We start from the raw sequence: 20,989 nt of genomic DNA, 5'->3' as shown, positions 1-20,989 counted from the left end.
GTAGTGCGGTAGTCCGCACCAATGCCCAGCATATCGTTGAACAGGTAGATGCCGTCCAGTGGAACTTTCGGTGACCGGATGCAAGCTCGGCGACCAGCCCCAAAAGGTTGGTATAGCCAGCGCGCCGCTGGTGACACGGGTCGTTCGGCAGCCGTTGCACGGGCGCCGACGGTCGGCTGTCCGATGGCGGACGTGGAGCCGTCATTGGTGCGCCAACGGCGTGAGACTGCTTGCGGGCAGAGCCGCCGCTGAAGCGCCGAGCCTGAGTGACTTCGCCCAGTCTAGAGCCGACCTGGAGGAAGTCCGCCGCGGATGACCCTCAGCTCGTGACACTACAACGCGAAAGGCGCTTGCAGAAGAGCAGTAATGGGCTATATGTATGCCGTGGTGTCTCAGTGATGCTCATGCGGTGACAGCTTCAGACTGGCTGCTGTCGGTCGGATTCCGCCGGCGAACGGCGGCGGTGGCGGGTAGCCGTCTTTCACCCCGCAGCCAGCAATCCGGCGGCTTCACTCTGCAACCGGCCCTCCACCCAAGCATTGATCACGAGCGGCCAGAAGTCGATCGACGCGACCTCGATGGCTGCTTCCTCAGCCGCTGGTGGGTCGTGGCCGAGGGACTGCTGTCGCTCGACGTTGCCGGGAGCTGCCGTACAACTGGGCCTTGATGTCACTCGCTTCGCGTCCAGGAACCGGACTTTCGTGACTGCCGGGACTCGGCCAGAGGCAGTCGGTGGCGAATGTCGCCTCTCGGGTGGGCAATGTCGCTTGCCACGCAGGCACATCGGCGTGTTTAGGCAGATCGACAGTCCTCAATATTAATGAGGCGGACCAAAGCTGCTGCCGATATCATCGTTGCGCGACTGATGAATCTCGTTGCCTCGCGCAGCACCTCTAGGCAACGTCACCGACAGAAGTTTGGTTGAAGGCCACGGCAGAAAGCCGGATTCAAGGGGGAAGACCATGTCGAAGAGTCCTGCGCGCCTTGCACTGCTCGCGTCCTTCCTGACGTTCTCGTCACTTGTCAGTGCCCAGTCGCTCCAAGTCGAGTTGAGATCAAAGTGCCCGGTGACGGCGCCGGCGGGAGCTGGCGGAGGCCAGAAAATGGCTGTCCTCGCTGGCCTACTGATTCAGCAAGTAATCTCAAGAGGCGTCGATATCGCCGGTAGCGCTCTCGCGGCCGCGGCGAAGGACAAGGTCACGACGCTCTCTGGCGAAAGTGCTTCGGCAACCTACTACACCGTTGACGAGAAGGCCAACCTTGTGACCGATACCAGCGTCGGTTGCGTCGTCCTGTTCACGGCAGGCTCAGGCGGGGCAAGCAATCCTGAATGGATGTCAAAGGTCACCGCCGACATGACACAGCTCAGGAGTGTTCCGGATTTCTACATGGAGATCGAGCTTGAACACATCGCTGCCAACGACGGCATAAAGGCGACGCCGCAGATGTTTTACGTCGGGAAGTCGCTGGCGCCCGACAACGGCTGGTTTCGAAAACAAGGGAAGGACTACGTTGTCGCCGTCTCCCTTAGCTCCGAGGAGACGGGTGCGTCCTTCGGGGCGATGTCGTTCTCGTTCAAGAGCATCGACACAGGCAAGGCATACGTTCGAGTCCAGCCAAACGGCCTGACGAACCAGCTGGAGCGGATTGCGGACTGGCCGATGTCGGCGCGTCTACCGAAGCTGCCGGAATCGGTCGCAACGAAGGAGGCTGCGTCTGACAGGAAGACGACCATCGCCAGCTACGTCGAGGCGAACGGAATCCTCAAGCGGGCCGCTCTGACCCCCCTGGTCAAGACGCCTATCGAAAGCAACACGGCGTATCGCGACATGGTCCGCCAGCTTTGCGATCAGATTGCCGAGGCCAACAAGGCCACTCCCGCCGGCAAGAGTGAGAGGGTAGAAGGTACTCAACAGAGGTTCTCAGACCCGCGTTGTCCGCTGGCGCTATGGGATGCCAAGCTTGCTGCGGATAAGGCGTATATTGAAGCTCAGGTAGCCTCTGAGCTAGCGTGGGCGCAGGCGTTCTACATGAGGAAGTGCGCGCACAACGACGGCTTTGACGAGCAGCAGAAGGACGACTCTGTGCCTATCAAGGCGTACCGTTATTGCAAGCTGCCGGCCTACAAGAATGGCCAGCCCAAGGTGGGCAGCTACTACGCAGGGGCGACAGTTGTCGAGACGTCGGAAGCCTCTGCTTTTTTGAAGTCCTTGTCTGCGGTCTTCAACGAGGACAAGGACAAGGTCAAGACCGCCCTGAACGACAAGTTCAATCCAGCGAGAAGAGACGAGCTGGCTGCTGAGGGAGTGGCGGCTGATCGTGACGCTCGACAGAAGTACCAGCTTGCGCTCCTGAAGGTCTCTCAACTCGACTCGGCGCTGCAAGAGGCCATCGGTGGAACTGCCTCCGCCCGCAAAGTGATTGAGATTCAGTTGGCACAGGCCAAGATTGATGCCAATGCTGCGGCTCGTGTCGCCGGTGTCTCCTCACCATTCCCTGACTTCGACTAGAGTATGTGCCTTTCTCACAGCGCTTTCGCTAAGCTGCTCTTTGCGTTGATCGTCGGCGCAGCAGCGACGCCGACGTCGGTGCTGTCACACGATTTGGCTGGCATCCACTCTGAGAGGCGGCTGAGCCAGCAAGCAACGCAGTCTGACAAACCCGTACCCCCCACGACGTCTGTTGACCTAGCAAAGCAGGTGATGCGTGCTAGAGAGCAAGAGCAGGCGTTCAAAGTGCTGTTCCAGGCGAATGCGGCCACACCCTCTTACATGGCGCACCTCCTGAAGGGGGGCGTCGCACCCTTCTCCATCATCGACAAGTTTCGCAAATGGGAGCCTGGCACTACGCTGAAGGTCTGCTTCCACTCGGCGGGAGCAAACGACGTAAAGGCTCGCATCGCCCAGATTGCGAGCCAGTGGTCCAAGTACGGCGCCATCTACTTCGACTTCGGAAAGACCCCTTCGTTCCGGATATGCCAAGCGAAGGATGGCGCTTTCGTCAGAGTCTCCTTTCGTGAGAAGGGGTACTTCTCTCGGATCGGCACGCGAGCGCTGCTGAGCGACGTCAACAACGAAGTCACGATGGGCCTGCAGGACCTCGACGAGCCTCGGTATCCAATCGATGGGGACAAGTTCAAGTCCATCGTCATGCACGAGTTTGGGCATGCGCTTGGCCTGGCGCATGAGCATCAGCACCCTGTCGCCGATTGCTTCCCCCAGTTCAATCTCAATGCGATCAAGCAGGCCTACGAATGGAGCGATAAGGACGTCGAAGAGAACCTGAAGACGCTGCAGCTCTCGAGCGTCGCCGCTGAGGACAAGTTCTACAAGGCGGGACTTGGTCCCGACGGAGACGTTTATGTCTTCAGCAACATGCCGGACAGACTGAGCGTGATGCGCTATGACTTGCGTTCGGAAGATTTCAAGCAGCCTCCTGGGAGCTGCTTCGATCCGACAGTGAATTCGGAGCCGTCTAGCGGGGACCAGGCGGCAATAGCGCGGGCGTATCCGAAATCCAATTCGACCAAAGGAATCTTGGCGAACAACACACTCATTGAGAACGTCCTCAAGAAACATCCCAACATCACATCGGTTGAACGTGCAGCGTTGAGGGCGTTCAAGCTCTAGTTGAGCTGGACGCTGGACCGCTTTCTGGCTGCCATTGCGCCGGCCCGACAAGTACCGGTCGGTCGCCCCAGGCAGACAAGGTGGCGGCTCAGGTGGCAACTGTGGATCACTCGCTGACATCGAAGACGTCGCCAGCCATCTGGCTGGCTTGGTGACGGTCGGCGTGATTTCACCCCACCAGATCGACCAGCCGCAACCGCAGCCAGGCCGACGCCGAAGACCACTACGAAGCTACGAGGGCAGCACTAGACTGATCCGCGTCACTCGTGGGCCAGATACTGAGTGGTAGCGATGCCTGATAGCGTCCACTGGCATTCTGTGAACTGGCCGGCCGCTCCAAGCCCGCCAACGGTCGCTCGCCCGCAGCGCGCTACGGTGTATTCTCTCAATCTCTCAACATCTCATGGTGGCGAAGTCGTGGCGAAGCAAGCAACTCGAAGACCCTTCATCACTCCGGCGGAAACGGGAGCGAAGGTCAAGCGAGGTCCGTCTGTCGCCGAGGTTAATCCTGGTGCTCCTGGGGGAATGTCAGCAGTTGCTCCAAAGCCTCGCCAAGTCCACAAGGTGGGCGAGGTCAACATTTCAGCCTACTTTCCAGCCGAGGTGAAAGCTTCGCTGCGAATGGTCCAGGCGAAGACGGGATACAACGTCAAGGATTGCTTGGCCGAAGCGCTGCACGACCTATTTAGGAAACACAACGTGCCCGTCTCTACTTATCTGGGCGGAGGGCGCTGATATGGCAGAGGCCAAGGAAGGCTTGCCGGTCACACCTGCTGTTGTAAGGTGGGCGCGGGAGCGCGCTGGTTATTCGGTGGACGACGCTGTCCGTCACTTCAAGAGGATCGCCGCCTGGGAATCAGGCGATGCGCTACCCACCTACGTCCAAGTGGAACAGATGGCAGAGCGCTTCAAGATCCCGGTTGCTGTTTTCTTTTTTCCCAAACCGCCCGCAGTGCCGCCGATTGAGCAGTCTTTTCGTACGCTCACCGCCGCGGACTTTGCTGCTATCCCCCGCACGGTTCGACTCTTCCTTCGCCGCGGCCAGGCGATGCAGCTTAATCTGGCAGAGCTGAACGACGGAAAGAATCCGGCCGGTCGCGTGATCTCGCGCGACCTCAAGCCGTCTGCGAATATGTCGCTCGACAAGATCGCTGCTCAAGTTAGAGAGTACTTGGGCGTAAGCATCGACGAGCAGGCTAGCTGGAAGAGCGTCGACGAAGCCCTTGAGCGCTGGCGCGAAGTGTTTGCCACGAAGGCCGGCGTTTACGTCTTCAAGGACGCCTTCCGTGCGCCCAGCTATTTCGGCTTCTGCCTATACGACGACGAGTTTCCCGTCATCTACATAAACAACAGCTCGGCCAAGTCTAGGCAAGTCTTCACGCTGTTTCACGAGCTGGGGCACTTGCTCTTTCATACGAGCGGCATAGACATGCTCGATGACCATTTCATCGACCACCTGGCCGGCATAGAGCAGAAGATCGAGATCATCTGCAACGGCCTCGCCGCTCGTGTCTTGGTGCCTGACGACGTGCTCGACAAGATGCTTGTGGGCGCCACGATCGGCCGGCCGCTCGCTGCCCAGATCGCCGGCTACTTCAGCGTGAGTCGCGAGGTGATCTACCGGAAATTCCTTGATCGCGGTCTGATTGACCCTGCCGAGTACGACTCGGCCGCCAAGGAATGGGCTGCGCAGATGAAGCGCACGGACGATGAGTCTTCGGGCAACTACTACAACAGCCAGCGCGCCTACCTGGGGCAACGCTACATTGATTTGGCCTTTACGAGGTACCACCAGCGCCGGTTTGACCGCGGCCAGCTCGCCGAGTACCTAAATCTAAAGCCGAAGAATCTGCCAACTTTCGCAGAGAAGTTCGCTGGGGGCGGCCTCTGATGTACGTTCTGGACACCAACGTCATTTCGAGCCTGCACAAGAACTACTACCGCAAGCGATTTGTCTCTCTATGGAAGGCCTTCGACCAACTCGTCGCAGACGGCAAGATCACCTCAACCCGGGAAGCCTATCGCGAGCTGCAAGATGGAGTGCCGGGCGCTGATACCGAATGGGCCATGGCCAATGAAGGCCTCTTCACGACGCCTGACGCAAAGGAGGGCACCTTCGTTGGACAGATCTACTCAGTGGCTCATTTCCAGGCCAACATTGAGAAGCAGAAGCTCCTTAAAGGTGGCCGCAACGCTGACGCGTTCATCGTGGCGCGCGCCTATGCCATTGGAGGAACCGTCGTGACGATGGAGCGGTTAAAGCCAAACGCAGTAAAGGTCCCAAATATCTGCGAGCACTTCAAGATTCCGTACCTCGACCTCGAGGGCTTCATGGAGAAGGAAGGCTGGGAGTTCTGAACTCGACTCGCTACGGGTGATTGCAGCAACGGCGGGTCCAGCGCACATACAGGCCGGCCGACGTCCAAGCCAGCAAGCGCCTTGGTGAGCGGAATGCGCTAAGGACCGGTCGGACCACCAGCAGCGCCGATCGGCCGAGAACGCTGCACAGCAGCCCAACGCCATTCGACGCAAGCTGAACGCCAGGCCTGGTCCAATGGCTCCTCACACGAAGTGGCGTCACACCCTGCGGACCGAGTTCAACGGGTTGGCACAACGTACCCGACTTGATCGGCCGTCAGCCAGTACCCATCCCTCTTCGACTCGAGCGTGCCAGCAACAGCGAGGTCGAACAGACTTGGCATCGCGGTCGCGTCAAACCGAGCGATGGACTTGGGCAGCAAGACATTGAGATCCCTGTACTTGACGACCCAGCTCTTGTCGTCGTGAACCCGAAGTTTGTCTTTGTGAATCGTCAGCGCTGAGCGCACGCGACCATCAACGTACCGCTCGGGATGGAGCGCAATGCTCTCGATCTCCTTGACCACTTTAGCAATTGGGCTCTTTACCCGCTCTTGCGGCAGGCTATCGATCAGCGTGAGATTCATCGGGAGACGGCCATTTTCAATGGACGGGCCGTCCTCGGTGTTGACAATAAATCGATCAAACTCGGTTTTGTAAACCGGCGGAGTCCCTGGAATCTCAATCGTCGTGGTCACACGGAAGGTGACGGTGTAGTTGCTTTCCGGATCAAGACCGGCCTGCAGCCACTGATCCAACACCTTGGCAGTGGGGATCATCCCGGTGTGCTGAAACAGCGGGCGCTCGTCCAGCGACATGAACACTCGTTCCTTCGTGGGGCCCTGCACCTCACGCAGGTACAGATAAACGGGCTTGCCCAGGTACAAAGACGGGTTTCGGAAGTACGTGCCCGCATCCGCGGTCACCGCGCCCTCTTCAATCTTTTCCTCCCCGGGCTTATCTCTGCCAAACGAAATTGAATCGGGCAAACAGCCCGACAGCATCACGACCAACACAAGAATCATCAGGTTTTTCATAAATCAGCTCTAGATTTGAATCACGAACACTCACCGGAACCCCTTGGTCCTGCAAACAACCCTCCCCTCGATTACGCAATCGCACTTTCAAGCGCCATCTAAATGCCATCTTACACTCAGTATTCCTTAGTGTGGAGTGCATGAGTTAACAAGACGATCCCGGCCTTGGAAGTAGACGGGGTGCGTGTTGTTGGTTTTTCCGAAGAGGCTTAAAGCCGCGCGGCTGGCGGCTGGGCTGTCTCAAGAGCGGCTGGGCGTGCTGGCCGGCGTGGACGAGATGTCGGCCAGTGCACGGATGAACCAGTACGAGCGTGGCAAACACGCGCCAGATCACTCCATGGTGGCTCGCTTGGCCGACGTCCTGCACGTCCCAGTTGCTTACTTCTACGCGTCCAGCGACGACGAAGCCGCCCTGCTCCTCGCCTTTCACCGCTTGTCCATCGCTCAGCGCATGGCCGTGCTGGACTTTGTGTCCCAGCAGCTGCCGGGCAGCGGTGACGCCTCTGCTGCTCCCTGAAGCATTTCATTGCGGCCGCCCTCCCACCCGGAGCATTTCTCGCTGAGCGCTCCAGGCTTCGGGTAGTGGCACCGAGGTAAGCAACTTGGTCGCATTGATCTCCTCGGGGTGCTCACCCCTCTCGATCGCCTGCACGATGTCGGGCGCCAGCAGCGCGATGTTGATCACCCGGTTCACGTAGCGCACGCTGAACTTCTCGCGCTCGGCGATCTCCTCAATTGACTGACCCTCTTGGGTGAATTGCTGCAGCCAGGCCTTGCCCTTGGCCATTAGCGCCACGAGCGTCGGGTCAGGCGCACGCTTATGACTCTGCCCCGGGGCGTTGTCTCCGATCACCAGCCGCACCGCCATGCCGCAGCGCTTCCTCTTCGCTGGCACCGAGATCGTGACGCTCCCCTGCCCTGCTCCGCTTTCGGTCGTGGGTTTTGTCTCTGACTTTGCCTCCGGCTTCAGCACCCCGCAGCCCACCAGGTCCAGTGTGACGCGTACCTCCTCAGGCGCCACCTCCACCCGGCGCACCGCCTTGGCGATTTGCGTACCGGCTTCATGCTGAATCGTCTGCCCCAGCTTCTTCGCACCAGTGAGCGCTTCCTGCGCCCGCTTGGCGTCCTTCCAGCCCACAGCATCGATCACCCGTTTTTCACTCGAGCTCCACTCCACGATCGCCCGGACCACCAGCTTCTCGAGTTCATTGGCCGGCAGCCGGATCGGCTCACCCTGGTCGTCCGCCGGCGTTACGTAGTACCGGTACCGCTTCTTGCCCTTGCGGGTGTGCGACGGAATGAGCCTGCGCCCCGTTTCGTCGAAGAGCTTGCCGCTGAGCAGGCTCGGGGCTGCCGCCTTGGACTGGCTCTTGTGCCCCTGGCGGTTGGCTTCCAGGCGCTGCTGCACCTGATCCCAAAGCGCCTGCTCCACGATCGCCGGGTGCCGGCCAGGGTGGTTTTCTCCTCGGTGGGGGAGAAGGCCCACGTAGATGGGGTTGCTCAGGATCCGGTACAGGTGGCCCCGGCTGAACGGCTTGTTGCCCCCAAATCCTTCCCGCTTGTTCTCCCGCTCGGGCGTGAGCCAGCCACGGGCCTGCAGCTCGGCCGCCACCTTGCGCACGCAGTTGAGCTGCAGGTACAGCGCGTAGATCTCGGCAATCCGCCCAGCGTGCGGCGCCTCAGGCTCCAAGGTCCGGCCTTTGGCCCGGTAGCCCACGGGGGGTACGCCCCCCATCCACAGGCCCTTGCGCTTGGACGCAGCGATCTTGTCCCGGATGCGCTCTCCCGTGACCTCGCGCTCGAACTGGGCGAAGGACAGCAGAACGTTCAGGGTCAGCCGCCCCATGGAGGTGGTGGTGTTGAACTGCTGGGTGACCGAGACAAAGGAAACCCCCTTGGCATCGAAGAGTTCAACCAGCTTCGCGAAATCAGCCAACGACCGGGTGAGCCGGTCAACCTTGTAGACCACGATCACCTTGACCTTGCCGGCTTCCACATCGGCGATCAGCCGCTGCAGCGCAGGTCGCTCCACGTTGCCGCCTGAGAATCCGCCGTCGTCGTAAGTGGTTGGGTTGAGCATCCAGCCCAGGCCTTTCTGGCTGAGCACGAAGGCCTCGCAGGCCTCGCGCTGGGCGTGGAGGGAGTTGAAATCCTGCTCCAGGCCCTCTTCCGAGGATTTGCGGGTGTAGATCGCACAGGCCAGCGTCGGAAAACCCATCTGGCAAACAGCACCGCTCGTACCGGTCGCACCGGCGGCCAAGGCCTTGGCGGAAGACTTCGACCCCATCAGCGCTTGACCCCGAAGAACGCCGGGCCCGACCAGGGCGTGCCGGTGATGGTGCGGGCGATGGCGGTGAGGCTCGTGTAGGTCTTGCCGCCGTACTGGAAGCCATTCACAAGGACCAGCACCTCGTAGGTGGCGCCCTGCCACTCGCGCAGCAGGCGGGTGCCTGGGGGCAGCAGCGGGGCCGCCTTGGGGGACGGGGGCTGGGCCGGTGACTGAAAAGGCGTCTTCGTGCCGCTGGCCTCGATCTGCGCCTGCCAGGCGAGCACCCGGCGCATGAGGCTGGTGTGCACGCGTGGCGGGGGCTCGCGGTGAAAGGCGGCCTTCCAGCGCGAGACCAGATCGTCGCGCTCGGCGGTCAGGATCTCCTCCGGAAAGCTCATTGGGCCACCTCCTCACCGGCCGGGACAATGCGGTAGACCCGAACGCCGTCTTGCAGGCTGTGCTGCACGTTCAGGCCCAGGCGTTTTCGGAGTGAGCCGCTGAGCATGCCGCGCACGGTGTGGGGGAGCCAGCCGGTGAGCTCGGTCATCTGGGCCATGGAGGCGCCGGAGCTCAGCAAGGCGATGAGCTGGGATTTCTTGGTGCCGGTAGGGGGCGCGGCGGCGGGGGTGGGAGTGAGTTTCTGGGGCGCGCGCTTGGCCGCAGGGCGAGTGGACTTGGCGGGGCTGCGGCGGGTAGCAGAGGCCTGAGGAGCCTTCGGCTTGGACGGGGTTTTGGCGGTGGCCTTGGCCGGGGATTTGGAAGCTGGCTTACTGGTCTTCGACTGGGCGCGTTTCATCGAGGTTCTCCTGCGCCAACAGCGGCGCGCAGGTAGTAACGCTCTGCATCAGCGAAGACCCAAGTCGTATCGGCAGTAGCCGTGGTGTTTGGTCATGATTCCACGCACCGCTTGCTATGTGCGGCGCGTTGATGAATGTGCTGGATACGCCCGCGGATTGGCAGATCGCAGCAAGCTCGCCATTTCAGGCACTCCGGCGCATCATGGCGAGCGACTGAGCAACCGGAGCCTGACGATGGATGCAGCCGACAACAGCGCCAAGGTCATGCGAGCAGCGGCCTACGTCCGCATGTCCACCGATCACCAGGATCTCTCCATCGGGATGCAGCTCGATGCCATTCGGGACTACTCGCTCATCAACGGGATCGAGTTGGTTGACGTCTACGAGGACGCAGCCAAGAGTGGCCTGCGGATCACCAACCGGGAAGGCATGAAGCGCCTGATCCGCGACGTGATGGAGGTCCCCAGGCCCTTTGACACTGTCTTGGTGTACGACGTCAGCCGCTGGGGCCGGTTTCAGGATATCGACGCCGCCGCCTACTACGAATACACCTGCCGGCTGCACGGTGTGTCAGTTGTGTACGTCAAAGAGAGCTTCGGCGCCAAGCAAGACGCGATGACTGCGCTTCTGAAGACCATCAAGCGCGCGATGGCGGCCGAATACTCACGCGAGCTGGGCATGAAATGCCGCGACGGCCAGGACAGAGCCATTCGACTCGGCTTCCAAGTCGGGCCCCTGCCCCCGCTGGGACTCACGCGCGTGGCAGTAGATCGCCTGGGGAAGCGGCGCCTGCTCGGACGAAAGCAACCCAAAGGCTCGCAGGCCGAGCGGGTCGCCTGGGTACACGGACCTCAATGGGAAGTCGATCTGGTGAGGCGGATTTTCCAGATGTACGCCGCAGAAGGCGGGTCGCTCAAGTCTGTCGCCCGACAACTCCAGTACGAAGGGATCCTCACGGGCAACGGTCAGCGCTTTACGAACGACACGGTTTCATTGCTCCTGCGCAACGAGGCGTTCATAGGGAACTTCGTCTGGGGAAGAGCTTATCGACAGAAGAAGAACCATCAGCGCGAAACGCGTGCTGACGGTGTGATCGAACCCATCATCGCGCGAGCTCTGTGGGACACGGTGCAGTGCAAGCTGCAGCGACGTCGGTTCAAGAGGCGCACCAACGATCAACTTCTTGAAGCGCTGCGACGCCAACTCGAGAAGAACCCCCTGCTCAGCCAGGTGGATCTTGAGAGAACGGGGATGCCGTCAAAGGAAACGTACAACCGTGCGTTCGGCTCGCTCCAAGCCGCCATGCGGCTGGCTGGCAGAGACGTTGGCAAGGTGCGAGAACACCACCTGAAACAGATACTGGTGGCACGAGCAATCGGTGATCTGGTTCAGTATGACCTCGTCAAGCTTCTCGTGCGTGAGGGCATCGAGTGCACTCCCCACACCAGGAGCCGGGTTCTGATCCTTGAGAATGGCATCCGCGCGAGGATTCAGCTTTGCTGGCCCCACCCCTCGGAATCGGGAAACCGGTGGCTGCTGCTCAAGAAATCCCTGCCTGCAGGCGATTTGGTGATCTTCGCTGCCATGGATCAAGGACCCCAAGCCCACTGGTTTGGCGTTTCGAGCATGGAGGAGTTTCGACGTTTGCCACCATGGGCTCATCGGGATCCGCCAAGTGCTGTCAAAGCGCTCTACACGCCTGAGGCCATAGTGCGTGAGCTCAAGAAGCAACTTGCACAGCTGAACCCCTCAGCCACGGACGCTGGTCTGCCCCGGGAGCAGCCACTTGAAACGCAAAACTGCGCAGCTCATCCATGAAAACAGACGGCTTGGACCCCAGAGCGTTTAGCGAGGTCGTCCAACAGGCGCTTGACGCAGTTGTCGTTCACCGAGTCAAGAACTGCCAACACGTAGATGTCCAATCGATCACCGCCATTCGTGCCGAAATTGAGGATCGACTGTCGATCGCACTTGAAGCCACTGAAGGGTCAGAGCTCACTGGTGAATGGTCGTGGAGGGCCGCGGCACAAGCAATCGCGGGGGAGATTGCTGCAGCAATCATCCAGGATGGGCTTGCCGACTAGTGCGGGGGACGAGGAGGTTACTCCGGATGGAAGACTACTCTCGCCAAGCCGTACCCCGGCACCAAGTCAAAATGCGAACTTTCCCGAGAACGCTATAGCGCCAGACGCGGCGAAACAGAGAATCACGTGATTGAAAGCGATTTGTCCCAGATGAGTGCGGCAGAACTTCAGGCGCACGCCGAAGAATTGATCCGTCAGGCGCAACAGCAGTCAACCCGGGAGTTCGAGTCGACGCTCAACTTCCTGTCGGACAAGCTCAAGACTATGGGCAAGACCAAGCGCGATGCTGTGGTGCACCTGGTGAAGATGATGACCCGCATCGAGGCCGAGCAGACGCTTACCCAGCTGAATGCGATGGCTGGTCGGCCAGCGCAGAGAAGGTCGACCCGCAGCGATCTTGATGCATCGGGAATGCCGCCCGAGGTGGGCGTGACCTACATGCTCCCCACTGGGGTGGTTTGGACCCGCAAGAACAAGACAGGCGTCACGCGCAGGGACTTCGCGGAACATGCGAAGACCACGACCTGGGCGACGATGCGGGTTTGAGCTTCTTGCGGGATTTGGGCGAGGCGACATCACCGGTTGGGTCGAGCGCCATGGTTGCCTGGATTCGATCTGATGTTTGTGCACCAATGCCGGCGCTTCGTCTCAACGCCAAAGAACACGATGCAAATATGGCCTTCTTAATCTTCGGCGAGTAGCATGCCCATATGCCTAACCTCGCAAGCACCCTGAAGTCCGAAATTGCACGCCTGGCGCGCAAAGAGCTGAAATCCGAGATTCAGCTTTTGCGAAAGACAGTGGCGTCACACCGCGGTGAAATCGCAGCGCTCAAGCGTGAGCTCAAAGCGACGCAAGACGCGACGAAGCAACTGGCCAAGCAGGTGAACAAGGGCAAGCCTATCGAGGAAAGTCCCGCAGCGCAAAGCCCGCGCCGCGGCAGGCGGCCAGCTGGGTTTACTGCCGATGGGCTCCTCGCCATTCGTAAACGGCTTGACTTCACTCAAGCCCAGATGGCGGCTCTTTTGGGTGTTTCAGCCTTGTCTGTCTACAAGTGGGAGAGTGGACAGACAACTCCGAGGGCGGCTCAGCAGACAAAGATCCTGAGTTCAAGAAACATTGGCAAGCGGGAAGCATTGAGGCAAATCGCGTCTCAGGTTGGCTGAGCAGCCGACCTCCTCGGTTCTAGGAGTCGGATCGCAGCTCCGTCACAAAGGCTCGAACCTTACGCCGTTGCCCCGAGTCCAGAGCCTGATAAGCGACCAGAAGGTCGGCCAGCCTGTCATCGTCACAGTAGAAGTAGGCGACCGGTACTTTGAGCACCTCGGCGAGGCTCTGCGCGATGCTAAACGGAGGTTCGTGCACGCCGGCCTCATATCGGCTAATGCGCGCACTGCTGGAGCTTTCATCAAGCCCGATGCTGACACCAAGCTTGTCCTGCGGAAGACCTGCCCGACTTCGAGCAGCGCGCAGGCGCTTGCCAAAGACGGTGGAGGGTTCGGACAGCCGAGGCATTCATCGATAGTCGTAAAACGCCTTTCTCTTTTCTCTACGATCTTCGTAGAATCTGGTGATCTACATCGCAGACCTTTCTACGCGCGTGATCACATCCAACAAGCAACTGCCCCTTCGCGATGCTGTTCTGCAGTTTCTAAAGGCGCATCCCGGCCAAGAATTCAAGTCCCGCGATATCGCTGACGGGCTAAAGCTGGCGTTGCCAGAACGCTTCGCGGGCAAGGAGCCCGCTCAAATCGCCGCGGAGATCGGCGCTGGTGGGCCGTTGTGGCTCGCCAAGAACCCCTCGCTTCAACGCTCCGAAGAGACACCTCGGCGATATTGGTGGTCTGGCGAGACACAGGTTCTGCCGTCTGCTCCCCTAGCGAACGCACCTGAGCCTGACGCGCCTACCGAGCATTCGCTGTATCCGCTGCTGGCAACGTTCCTGATCTCGCGCCACCGAAAAATCTTTCCGAAGCGCATTGACGAGAAGAAGTCATCAAACAGCCAAGGCAAAGAGGGCAACAAATGGCTCCATCCGGACATGGTGGGCCTTGAAGAGCTTGCCGCAGGTTGGAGCTATGAGATGAAGAGCTTGAGCGCCAAGTCGGGCGCTCGCCAAGCCAAGCTATGGTCCTTCGAGGTGAAAGTCGATATCCCGCGAAGTAAGGTACGCGAGTACTACTTCCAAGCGGTGTCCAACTCGAGCTGGGCGAACTTCGGCTACCTTGTCGCCGTCAACATCAAAGATGACGCCATGACGGAGTTGCGGCTACTAAACGAGCTCCACGGCATTGGCGTCATCAGGCTCGACATCGACAACCCTGCCGACGACAGCGCAATAGAGATTCCTGCTCGCGAGCGACTGGAGGTAGATTGGGGAACCTGCAATCGGATCGCCAGCGAAAACAAGGACTTCTTGCGCTTTATTCAGCTCACTGCTCACTTCTATGACACCAAGAGCACGAGCGTAAAGGAGTGGGACGTGCCAGCAAACGTGAACGTCGTGGGATAAGTGACACTGTTGGGGTTTGCGCTGCTAGCTCGTGTCGACTGGTTCGTAGAGTATTCGCGCCACGCGATATGCGTAGGCTAGCTAAACCCAGCGCGACCGAGGGAAGGCAACCAGGAAGTTCGGAATCAGCGGGTTCGAGGAGGGAGGAAGAAAATGTGGCTCATTACCCCCATCGGGTTCTTCAGCGTGGTGCGCAAGCCCACGGACACCAAAGGCAAGACGTTGACCGTCCGTGCCCGTGTGCGCTCGGACCTGGAGGCGCTGCAAGCGCAGTACCTCCCGGAGCTGGGCCCGATTCAGGAGAGCTCGGTCAATGACTACCGCTTCAGGGCGGTTGCGCCCCAATCGGCGGTTGCTGCCGCCATGGCGCGACTTATTGAGCACATTGACTATTCGAACTTCAAGGATGCCGTGAAACAGCGCCAGGGTGCCGCCCGGGCGAATCTGTATCACGGGGTGTGGGATGTCCTTTATCGGCTTCAGCAAGAGCCCAGCGTGTTCACGAGCACCCCCGTCAAGCGCGGCCGTGCGCGGTCGGCTGGGGCGGGTTCCACATGAGCGCGCCGGTCTTTCACCCCAGGCCCGACGACCATGGTGCGCCTGTACGGCTGAAGAATCCCAGCAGCCCCACTCCCCTCCTCGCCTGGTCAGATCCGAGCACGACCGCCTGCGTGGTGCCCGAGGGCGAGATGCCAGCCGCAGTGAATGGCATCGCAATCAGGCGATGGTCAAACGCCCCCACATCCGACGAGGCCTGGGAAGCGCTTGCGGCCAGCCAGGCAATTGGTGAGCCGCCCTTCGAGGTTCCCAAGGGTTACAAAAAGGCAGCCGGTGCGGTCATCCGCGAGACAGACGGCCGAATCTGGGTCGTGGCGCCCAGCAACGCTTTTGCGGGCTACCAGGCAACGTTTCCGAAGGGCACGATGGACGGCAAGTCGGCCCAGGCGACGGCCCTGGTGGAGGTTTTCGAAGAGAGCGGGCTGCAGGTGAGGCTGATCAGGCACCTCATCGACGTTCCTCGCACCCAGAGCTACACCCGCTACTACCTCGCCGAGCGGGTCGGGGGCAACCCGGCGGACATGGGCTGGGAGACGCAGGCGGTCATGCTCGCGCCGAAATTTCAGCTTGCCGTTTTGCTCAACAACCCAAATGACACAGCGATCGTAAACGCCCTCATGACGCTAGGCGAAACCGCTATCCGGCGGTGACGGATGAAGTTGAGTCCGTTAACAAGCCGTTGTGCGGCGGGTCGTAGGACTCCGGGGCTGCGTGAGTAGAGCTCTCATGACGCTCCTCGGCCGCGCATAGCCAGCATCCTAGCGATGCGTGTAGCAGCCAGAGGGTCCATGCAAACCGCGTCTGAACCGTAAGTTGACGAACCAGCCTCTGCCGAGGCCAGAGCCGCACCGCCCAGCAGCACTCCGACGCCAGGATTACGGCAGTTGCCGCGTAGCTTGGAGATCAGTGCGTTCAGATCAGGCAACTGCTCTGCCAAACTCACAGACAGACCAACCACATCGAACCAGCTGGATCTAAGCGTAGACAACAGGGCCTTCTCGGTTCCGGTCGTTTCGACACGAACATCCCAGCCATCGGAGGTGAACAGCTCTGAGATCATGGTCAGCCCCAGAATGTGCTGAGAACCAGGCGCAAGTGCCACCAGCACTCGAAAGCGATCGGTAGCATACCGCTTAGGAAATCGATCACCTGCAGCCAACTCATGAGTGAGGTTCTGCATACGCAAGAGCCCCAAAGTCACCTCTGAGAAGCCAATTTGATCCTGATCCCATTGCTCTCCCAGCCAACGGGCCGCTGGTGCAACCAAGTTCACCATCACCTCAGCAACGGAGTGCCCGTGCTCGATCAGTCGCTCGAGATACTTGTGACCAGCAAGCTCCTCCTTGAGAACGCACAAGCCTGCGAACTCTGCGATCTCTTGAGGACTGGGAAAAAACGAAAGACCCGCGGCAATCTTCTTGGCATCAGCATCGGCGCTGTTACGCATGAGCTGCGGAACGATGCTTGAATCGATCACCGACAATAATGATCGTTTGCAATCAGCCAGCGGCCCTACTCCGAGACTAATCCCCTCACGAAATGCATGACTCTGCGACATACAACCCCCACGAGCGGGTTCGCGGACCGAAAATGCGGCCAAGCTTCTAGGCGTGCTTCTCCACCATAGCCGTCGATTTTCACAACGGTCGATCATCACTTGGGAAAAACCCATTAATTCGGTCGCCTCCAGGACTCCCAGGGATTTTCGAATGATGGAATAGTTGGAGCATATTGGTCTGAATAGTCAGCGAGGTCGAAATCATTAAGTAGGTCACTGGCGCGTGATGCTGGTTAGCAGCTCATAGGTGTCCCAGACCACAAATCTGGACACGTCACCGCATTTCCGTCGCGTCACGCGGGATAGGAACGCTTGAGGCCCTCAGGCTTAGACTTATAGCCGTCAGGCTAGGAGAGATCGAGCTCGCGCCAACATTTCGCCGCGAGGCTCGCACCCTCCACGGCAGTCTGGCTCATCGCGTGCTGAAACTGCGCCATGTCGAACTGGCTCATGCCCACCGACAGCTGGGCCGCCTGATCCCTCCAACGCGCGAGCACGTTGAGCTGCCGGCGCAACTGATCGAGTGCCTGCTTAGGCTCCATGCCAAATGCACTTGACCCCTTCATCAAGGGCAAGAGCCTCATCTCGAGCCCTGACCCAGCTGCCTGCTGCGCCTTCAACGACTGCATCGAGAAGGAATGCAGGCGCAGGCCATACGCCGGTGCAAGACGCCACAGCCCGTTCCCCGCGTAGACAAAGCTGATCTTGCGCAGCTCATCGCCCGGTTGACGGATGAGGCACATGAACAGCAGACGCTGCCACAGCTCGCGGGCGTCTGATGAGAAATCGAGGCACCGCTCGCGCATCACACCCAGGAGCTCCAGTGGGCTGATGACATCGCACTCGTTGGCGAGCAGCATGCCCCGGGCCGACAGAACGTGCTTGCGCTTGCCCTCTCCTTCCCGGTCGAACCGCGGTGCGATCAGGAAGGGGCCTGACGGCGAGTGCCGCAGGGTGACCGCGACGCAGTCGATCCCGGCCATCTCGGCCAGCGACATGGCCAAGGCCTCGGAGCGGTTGGACAGAGCGTCTCCGAAGCGCTTGGGGAGCTTTGCGACGCAAAGGTCGTTGTCCTTGCCCAACCAAGTGACCTTGGGGCGTGAGCCGCCAAGAGCGGTGGCGCTCGTCATCAGCAGCTGCAGCTGCGCAGAGCTCACGGCCCCACCCTCCAGGGCGTGAACAGCCGCAGCAAGGGAGGGCAAATCGGATTCGCGGGGTAGCGTGCGACGCGCATGAGGGAGTTCCTCGGGCGACTCTCCTGACGAAACGAGCCGCAGGGCTCCCAGGCGCGCGACGTTGGGCACGGCCTTCAACCGCTCCACAGCACGAACCGCCCTACTCTCCCCATGAGACGCCGCGAGCAGCCCGCACTCGGTGGCCTTGCTCATAACCTGCAGGCCAAAGCCAGACGGCGCGGTCTCTGCCAGTGCTGCAAAAACGTTGAGGTCTTCCCCCTGCCGCGGCGTGAACCGCTGAGGCGCTGCCGTATGGGCCAGGTCGGGTGAGACGGGAAAGTACCGGGGGCTGTTCACCCAACCCTTGTCGTAGGTGAACTCGGAATGCACCTCGTCGTTCTGGGTGTAGACGTTCAAACTCCCCAGCGCCAGAGAAGTCTGACCCAAGTAGACCGCGAGGTGGTCCAACAGGCGAGCTTGCGGCTCATGAGACAACTGCTGGGGGTTTTCAGGCATCGCGACGACATCGACTGTCGCTTGCGCGGGCGCAGCCACCACGGCCGGGCGCGGCGTCGAATGTCCACTGTGGCCGCGCCAGTTGCGGTACTGCCGATGCCGGATGGCCAGCAGCCGGTTGAACTCCCTAAGCAATCCGAGGTGCAGCGCGCCACGCATCACGATCAACAGAGAGACACTCGATCCACCACGCTCGATGCGGCGAACCAAGCCGATGGACGTGTCAATCTGTGACGCGAACTCATACTGAGTCCAGCCGCGGCGGCTTCGGGCTTGGCGGATGCAGTTGGCCAGACGTTTCTCGGCACAGACAAGAGCATAAAAGGACATAGCGGCAGACAGGTCGATGAAGACCCTTGCCATTCTTACGTCACGACCCTAGTGCCGCGCAAGCAGGTGGGGCAATTTCAGATCCAACGCCGAGGGAGCTCCGCCTCCCCAGGCTGAGGCGGAGCACGTGCAACACCCCTAGCTCCGAAACCTGGGCTTGCTCTGGGCGATAGGGTGTTGGTGCGAGGCGACTCCCCACCTGACGCGATAAACCAAGAACACTACGTGTTGTCCTTGACGGGAGCTGAAGGTGCCCCCTTCTTGACCGCCTCGATGCCATTGTCTCGGGCAGCGGCCGACGAATAAGTCTCGCTGGTACCGATCACCTGGTTGTTGGCTGCTGTAAGTGTGAAGTACGGCTTCTGCGCCGTCGATGTCAGCCGCCGGTAACGAGGATCGTGCGGCGCGTTGATCTTCACCGAATCGATGCCCTCCAACGCCTTCTGCTTGGTCGTGTACCGCTCGCTGGTCAACATCACTTCGTGGTTGTCCCCGCGCAGGTTGAACATGTACTGCTCGCCTGAGCGCTTCAAGTCGAAATAGGCCACTGCATCTCCTTCGTCTGAGGTTGAGCGGACCAAGCGCCGCGGTCCCGTGCCGCCGCTTACAGCCCACAGCTCAAGCTACCAGACGACTCGTTTCTTCAGAAGCCTATGCACCGGTCACGCATGCACAAATAGGGGATGAAATGATCCGAAGGTCAGCAAGTGCTTGGCCACGACATGGGCCAAACCCAAGATAACCCGCCGTGTGCCTCGCGCCGTGCGTGAGCGAAGACGCCGCGAGCCATTGGGCTCCCATGGAAGTTCTTCCACGTAACTGCCAGCTAGGCCATGGACCTCCGCTCGTGCAGCGCATGCGCCATCCTCCCATTGGTGTGGACGATGCCACCATCTCCAGGCTCGCAGGCCATGAGCCTGTTGCAGGAAGTCAACCCCTCGAGTAGCTCAGTCTGCCGGGGCAGGCAGACCCGCCGCAGATCGAAGCGCTCGAGGACCCGTTCCCGGGCCCCTGCGCCCACGTGGGCTCTCAAGCCCTCATCGCTCAAAAGCTCTGCGATGGCGTCGCTGAGCCTTTGGGGATCAAAGAAGTCCGTCAACAGCCCTGAGTCCCGCGGAGAGATCACCTCGGCCACTGGTGGGGTGTCGCTGGCCACGATGGCACATCCGACGCTCATCGCCTCGATCAGGCTCCAGCTCAGCACGAAAGGGTATGTCAGGTAGACGTGCACCCGGGAGAGCTGCAGCACGCGGGTGAAGGCTGTCCGGTCGAGGCGGCCCACAAAGTGCACGCGGTGCGCTTGCTCCTCGCTCAACTGAGGGCCCACTTCCGCGAGCATGTGCTCCCGCCAGTTCTTGTGCTGCTTGGGCGCTGCGCCGTAGCTCACCCCGTCCTCGCCCACGATGATCACGTGCGCTCTGGGTCGCTGCCTCAGCAGGCGCGGAAGCGCGCGCATGAACACATGAAAGCCCCGATAGGGCTCGAGGTGGCGCGCGACGAAGGTGATGACCTCGTCGGCGCGGGTGAGCGTCTGGCCCGAAGGTAACTTGGCACTCACGCCAGGATCGCGCCGCAGCGCCTCGGTGTCGATACCGTCGTGCACCACCTGGATGTGATCGCGCCACGGCTCGGGGTACCGGCTCGCCTGCCACTGTGTGGGGCTGATGATCATGTCGGCCAGCTGGAGCTGCGCCAACTGGTTGAGGTTCTTCATCTGCAATCGGCAGCCCTCGTCTTCAGCGCTGGCGCTCGAAAACTCAGGGTCAAATCCCGTGTCGGCACCTTGCAAGCTGTAGAAGAACTCACCGAAGAGCACGAGCTTGGCCTCAGGCCAGACCTCCTTCAGGTAGAGCGCCTCACCCCATCCGGGATGGGCATAGATGAGATCGGGCGACCATCCCCCGGCCTTGAGCTCGCGTGCCTTCTTCCAGACCGCTTCACCGCGGATGACCTTGGTTTCCAGATCGGACAGCCAAGGGTGGATGTTCTTCGAACTGCCTCGAGAGGGGACGTATGCGTGGACGGTGACGCCATTCCAGGCCACCGTTTGACCGGAACGCTCCAGGCGCAGCGCGTGCACTTCGTGCCCGCGCGCCGCCATGGCTGGCGCCAGGTGAAGGAACTGCGCCGGGAAATTCTGGTGAACAAAAATGACCTTCAAGCCGC

At 60.6% G+C, this 20,989-nt stretch carries 21 protein-coding genes; 12 read left to right on the top strand and 9 right to left on the bottom strand.

The features are described from left to right. Window positions 1-962 precede the first annotated feature (962 nt). The 5 genes from WDZ95_RS19215 to WDZ95_RS19195 all read left to right on the top strand — a co-directional run bounded on the left by WDZ95_RS19215 (window position 963) and on the right by WDZ95_RS19195 (window position 5,987). The gene (locus WDZ95_RS19215) at window positions 963-2,510 is read left to right on the top strand and encodes a hypothetical protein (RefSeq protein WP_425780831.1); all 1,548 of its coding nucleotides are present in this window, start codon (window positions 963-965) and stop codon (window positions 2,508-2,510) included. 3 nt (window positions 2,511-2,513) lie between these two features. Continuing rightward, a complete protein-coding gene (locus WDZ95_RS19210; RefSeq protein ID WP_425780829.1) occupies window positions 2,514-3,629 on the top strand; it encodes a M12 family metallopeptidase in 1,116 nt (371 codons plus the stop codon). A 291-nt stretch (window positions 3,630-3,920) separates the two neighbouring features. After that, window positions 3,921-4,364 (top strand): ribbon-helix-helix domain-containing protein, encoded by a 444-nt coding sequence (locus tag WDZ95_RS19205; RefSeq protein ID WP_425780827.1) that lies wholly within the window; start codon window positions 3,921-3,923, stop codon window positions 4,362-4,364. A gap of 1 nt (window position 4,365) precedes the next feature. Next, the gene (locus WDZ95_RS19200; protein ID WP_425780825.1) at window positions 4,366-5,520 is read left to right on the top strand and encodes an ImmA/IrrE family metallo-endopeptidase; all 1,155 of its coding nucleotides are present in this window, start codon (window positions 4,366-4,368) and stop codon (window positions 5,518-5,520) included. Continuing rightward, window positions 5,520-5,987, top strand: a complete 468-nt coding sequence (locus WDZ95_RS19195; RefSeq protein WP_425780823.1) for a PIN domain-containing protein — start codon at window positions 5,520-5,522, stop codon at window positions 5,985-5,987. The genes WDZ95_RS19200 and WDZ95_RS19195 overlap by 1 nt, the downstream gene beginning before the upstream one ends. Window positions 5,988-6,226: 239 nt before the next feature. Here WDZ95_RS19195 and WDZ95_RS19190 read toward each other — a convergent pair whose 3' ends face one another. Beyond that, window positions 6,227-7,024: a hypothetical protein gene (locus tag WDZ95_RS19190; RefSeq protein ID WP_425780821.1), complete on the bottom strand. Its 798-nt coding sequence runs from the start codon at window positions 7,022-7,024 to the stop codon at window positions 6,227-6,229. Between the two features lie 184 nt (window positions 7,025-7,208). Here WDZ95_RS19190 and WDZ95_RS19185 point away from each other — a divergent pair, with 184 nt between their 5' ends. Beyond that, window positions 7,209-7,541, top strand: coding sequence for a helix-turn-helix domain-containing protein (locus WDZ95_RS19185; protein WP_425780819.1), 333 nt, complete (start codon window positions 7,209-7,211; stop codon window positions 7,539-7,541). Between the two features lie 6 nt (window positions 7,542-7,547). On the opposite strand, the gene WDZ95_RS19180 is transcribed toward WDZ95_RS19185, so the two are convergent. Genes WDZ95_RS19180 through WDZ95_RS19170 form a run of 3 tightly spaced genes read right to left on the bottom strand, consistent with a single transcriptional unit; the run spans window position 7,548 to window position 10,089 of the window. Continuing rightward, window positions 7,548-9,311 carry a recombinase family protein gene (locus tag WDZ95_RS19180; RefSeq protein ID WP_425780817.1) on the bottom strand — a complete coding sequence of 588 codons (1,764 nt, stop codon included), beginning with the start codon at window positions 9,309-9,311 and terminating at the stop codon, window positions 7,548-7,550. Continuing rightward, window positions 9,311-9,691 carry a DUF2924 domain-containing protein gene (locus tag WDZ95_RS19175; protein WP_425780815.1) on the bottom strand — a complete coding sequence of 127 codons (381 nt, stop codon included), beginning with the start codon at window positions 9,689-9,691 and terminating at the stop codon, window positions 9,311-9,313. The genes WDZ95_RS19180 and WDZ95_RS19175 overlap by 1 nt, the downstream gene beginning before the upstream one ends. Continuing rightward, window positions 9,688-10,089, bottom strand: a complete 402-nt coding sequence (locus tag WDZ95_RS19170; protein ID WP_425780813.1) for a DUF3489 domain-containing protein — start codon at window positions 10,087-10,089, stop codon at window positions 9,688-9,690. The genes WDZ95_RS19175 and WDZ95_RS19170 overlap by 4 nt, the downstream gene beginning before the upstream one ends. Before the next feature lie 94 nt (window positions 10,090-10,183). Between WDZ95_RS19170 and WDZ95_RS19165 the strand changes: the two genes are divergently transcribed. The 3 genes from WDZ95_RS19165 to WDZ95_RS19155 all read left to right on the top strand — a co-directional run bounded on the left by WDZ95_RS19165 (window position 10,184) and on the right by WDZ95_RS19155 (window position 13,340). After that, window positions 10,184-11,908: a recombinase family protein gene (locus tag WDZ95_RS19165; RefSeq protein WP_425780811.1), complete on the top strand. Its 1,725-nt coding sequence runs from the start codon at window positions 10,184-10,186 to the stop codon at window positions 11,906-11,908. 392 nt (window positions 11,909-12,300) lie between these two features. After that, window positions 12,301-12,720, top strand: a complete 420-nt coding sequence (locus WDZ95_RS19160) for a hypothetical protein (RefSeq protein ID WP_425780809.1) — start codon at window positions 12,301-12,303, stop codon at window positions 12,718-12,720. Between the two features lie 164 nt (window positions 12,721-12,884). Further along, entirely contained in the window at window positions 12,885-13,340 is a 456-nt protein-coding gene (locus WDZ95_RS19155) for a helix-turn-helix domain-containing protein (RefSeq protein WP_425780807.1), read from the top strand. A gap of 19 nt (window positions 13,341-13,359) precedes the next feature. Here WDZ95_RS19155 and WDZ95_RS19150 read toward each other — a convergent pair whose 3' ends face one another. Next, window positions 13,360-13,689, bottom strand: coding sequence for a helix-turn-helix domain-containing protein (locus WDZ95_RS19150; protein ID WP_425780805.1), 330 nt, complete (start codon window positions 13,687-13,689; stop codon window positions 13,360-13,362). 55 nt (window positions 13,690-13,744) lie between these two features. Here WDZ95_RS19150 and WDZ95_RS19145 point away from each other — a divergent pair, with 55 nt between their 5' ends. The 3 genes from WDZ95_RS19145 (at window position 13,745) to WDZ95_RS19135 (ending at window position 15,894) form a co-directional block, all read left to right on the top strand. After that, window positions 13,745-14,686 (top strand): HrgA protein, encoded by a 942-nt coding sequence (locus WDZ95_RS19145; RefSeq protein WP_425780803.1) that lies wholly within the window; start codon window positions 13,745-13,747, stop codon window positions 14,684-14,686. Window positions 14,687-14,839: 153 nt separating this feature from the next. After that, window positions 14,840-15,244 (top strand): hypothetical protein, encoded by a 405-nt coding sequence (locus WDZ95_RS19140; RefSeq protein ID WP_425780801.1) that lies wholly within the window; start codon window positions 14,840-14,842, stop codon window positions 15,242-15,244. Continuing rightward, window positions 15,241-15,894 carry an NUDIX hydrolase gene (locus WDZ95_RS19135; RefSeq protein ID WP_425780799.1) on the top strand — a complete coding sequence of 218 codons (654 nt, stop codon included), beginning with the start codon at window positions 15,241-15,243 and terminating at the stop codon, window positions 15,892-15,894. The genes WDZ95_RS19140 and WDZ95_RS19135 overlap by 4 nt, the downstream gene beginning before the upstream one ends. Window positions 15,895-15,968: 74 nt before the next feature. Here WDZ95_RS19135 and WDZ95_RS19130 read toward each other — a convergent pair whose 3' ends face one another. The 4 genes from WDZ95_RS19130 to WDZ95_RS19115 form a co-directional block, all read right to left on the bottom strand. Then, window positions 15,969-16,721 carry a cobalamin B12-binding domain-containing protein gene (locus WDZ95_RS19130; RefSeq protein ID WP_425781091.1) on the bottom strand — a complete coding sequence of 251 codons (753 nt, stop codon included), beginning with the start codon at window positions 16,719-16,721 and terminating at the stop codon, window positions 15,969-15,971. Between the two features lie 428 nt (window positions 16,722-17,149). Beyond that, window positions 17,150-18,856 (bottom strand): HipA domain-containing protein, encoded by a 1,707-nt coding sequence (locus WDZ95_RS19125; RefSeq protein WP_425780797.1) that lies wholly within the window; start codon window positions 18,854-18,856, stop codon window positions 17,150-17,152. A 188-nt stretch (window positions 18,857-19,044) separates the two neighbouring features. Beyond that, window positions 19,045-19,332, bottom strand: a complete 288-nt coding sequence (locus WDZ95_RS19120; protein ID WP_287468438.1) for a YegP family protein — start codon at window positions 19,330-19,332, stop codon at window positions 19,045-19,047. A 317-nt stretch (window positions 19,333-19,649) separates the two neighbouring features. Beyond that, window positions 19,650-20,984: a glycosyltransferase gene (locus WDZ95_RS19115; RefSeq protein ID WP_425780795.1), complete on the bottom strand. Its 1,335-nt coding sequence runs from the start codon at window positions 20,982-20,984 to the stop codon at window positions 19,650-19,652. Window positions 20,985-20,989: the final 5 nt, after the last annotated feature.

Source organism: Hydrogenophaga sp. T2, from assembly GCF_049843535.1.
GTDB classification, from domain to species: Bacteria; Pseudomonadota; Gammaproteobacteria; order Burkholderiales; family Burkholderiaceae_C; genus Hydrogenophaga; species Hydrogenophaga crocea.
The sequence above is the reverse complement of the archived record's forward strand: the minus strand, read 5'-3'. Positions and strand labels throughout refer to the sequence as shown.

What these genes read in the sequence shown, in the direction of transcription:
- WDZ95_RS19215 (WP_425780831.1), top strand. Translation starts at nt 963, where the DNA reads ATGTCGAAGAGTCCTGCGCGCCTTGCACTGCTCGCGTCCTTCCTGACG.
- WDZ95_RS19210 (WP_425780829.1), top strand. Translation starts at nt 2,514, where the DNA reads ATGTGCCTTTCTCACAGCGCTTTCGCTAAGCTGCTCTTTGCGTTGATC.
- WDZ95_RS19205 (WP_425780827.1), top strand. Translation starts at nt 3,921, where the DNA reads ATGCCTGATAGCGTCCACTGGCATTCTGTGAACTGGCCGGCCGCTCCA.
- WDZ95_RS19200 (WP_425780825.1), top strand. Translation starts at nt 4,366, where the DNA reads ATGGCAGAGGCCAAGGAAGGCTTGCCGGTCACACCTGCTGTTGTAAGG.
- WDZ95_RS19195 (WP_425780823.1), top strand. Translation starts at nt 5,520, where the DNA reads ATGTACGTTCTGGACACCAACGTCATTTCGAGCCTGCACAAGAACTAC.
- WDZ95_RS19190 (WP_425780821.1), bottom strand. Translation starts at nt 7,024, where the DNA reads ATGAAAAACCTGATGATTCTTGTGTTGGTCGTGATGCTGTCGGGCTGT.
- WDZ95_RS19180 (WP_425780817.1), bottom strand. Translation starts at nt 9,311, where the DNA reads ATGGGGTCGAAGTCTTCCGCCAAGGCCTTGGCCGCCGGTGCGACCGGT.
- WDZ95_RS19175 (WP_425780815.1), bottom strand. Translation starts at nt 9,691, where the DNA reads ATGAGCTTTCCGGAGGAGATCCTGACCGCCGAGCGCGACGATCTGGTC.
- WDZ95_RS19170 (WP_425780813.1), bottom strand. Translation starts at nt 10,089, where the DNA reads ATGAAACGCGCCCAGTCGAAGACCAGTAAGCCAGCTTCCAAATCCCCG.
- WDZ95_RS19165 (WP_425780811.1), top strand. Translation starts at nt 10,184, where the DNA reads ATGATTCCACGCACCGCTTGCTATGTGCGGCGCGTTGATGAATGTGCT.
- WDZ95_RS19155 (WP_425780807.1), top strand. Translation starts at nt 12,885, where the DNA reads ATGCCTAACCTCGCAAGCACCCTGAAGTCCGAAATTGCACGCCTGGCG.
- WDZ95_RS19150 (WP_425780805.1), bottom strand. Translation starts at nt 13,689, where the DNA reads ATGCCTCGGCTGTCCGAACCCTCCACCGTCTTTGGCAAGCGCCTGCGC.
- WDZ95_RS19140 (WP_425780801.1), top strand. Translation starts at nt 14,840, where the DNA reads ATGTGGCTCATTACCCCCATCGGGTTCTTCAGCGTGGTGCGCAAGCCC.
- WDZ95_RS19135 (WP_425780799.1), top strand. Translation starts at nt 15,241, where the DNA reads ATGAGCGCGCCGGTCTTTCACCCCAGGCCCGACGACCATGGTGCGCCT.
- WDZ95_RS19125 (WP_425780797.1), bottom strand. Translation starts at nt 18,856, where the DNA reads ATGGCAAGGGTCTTCATCGACCTGTCTGCCGCTATGTCCTTTTATGCT.
- WDZ95_RS19120 (WP_287468438.1), bottom strand. Translation starts at nt 19,332, where the DNA reads ATGTTCAACCTGCGCGGGGACAACCACGAAGTGATGTTGACCAGCGAG.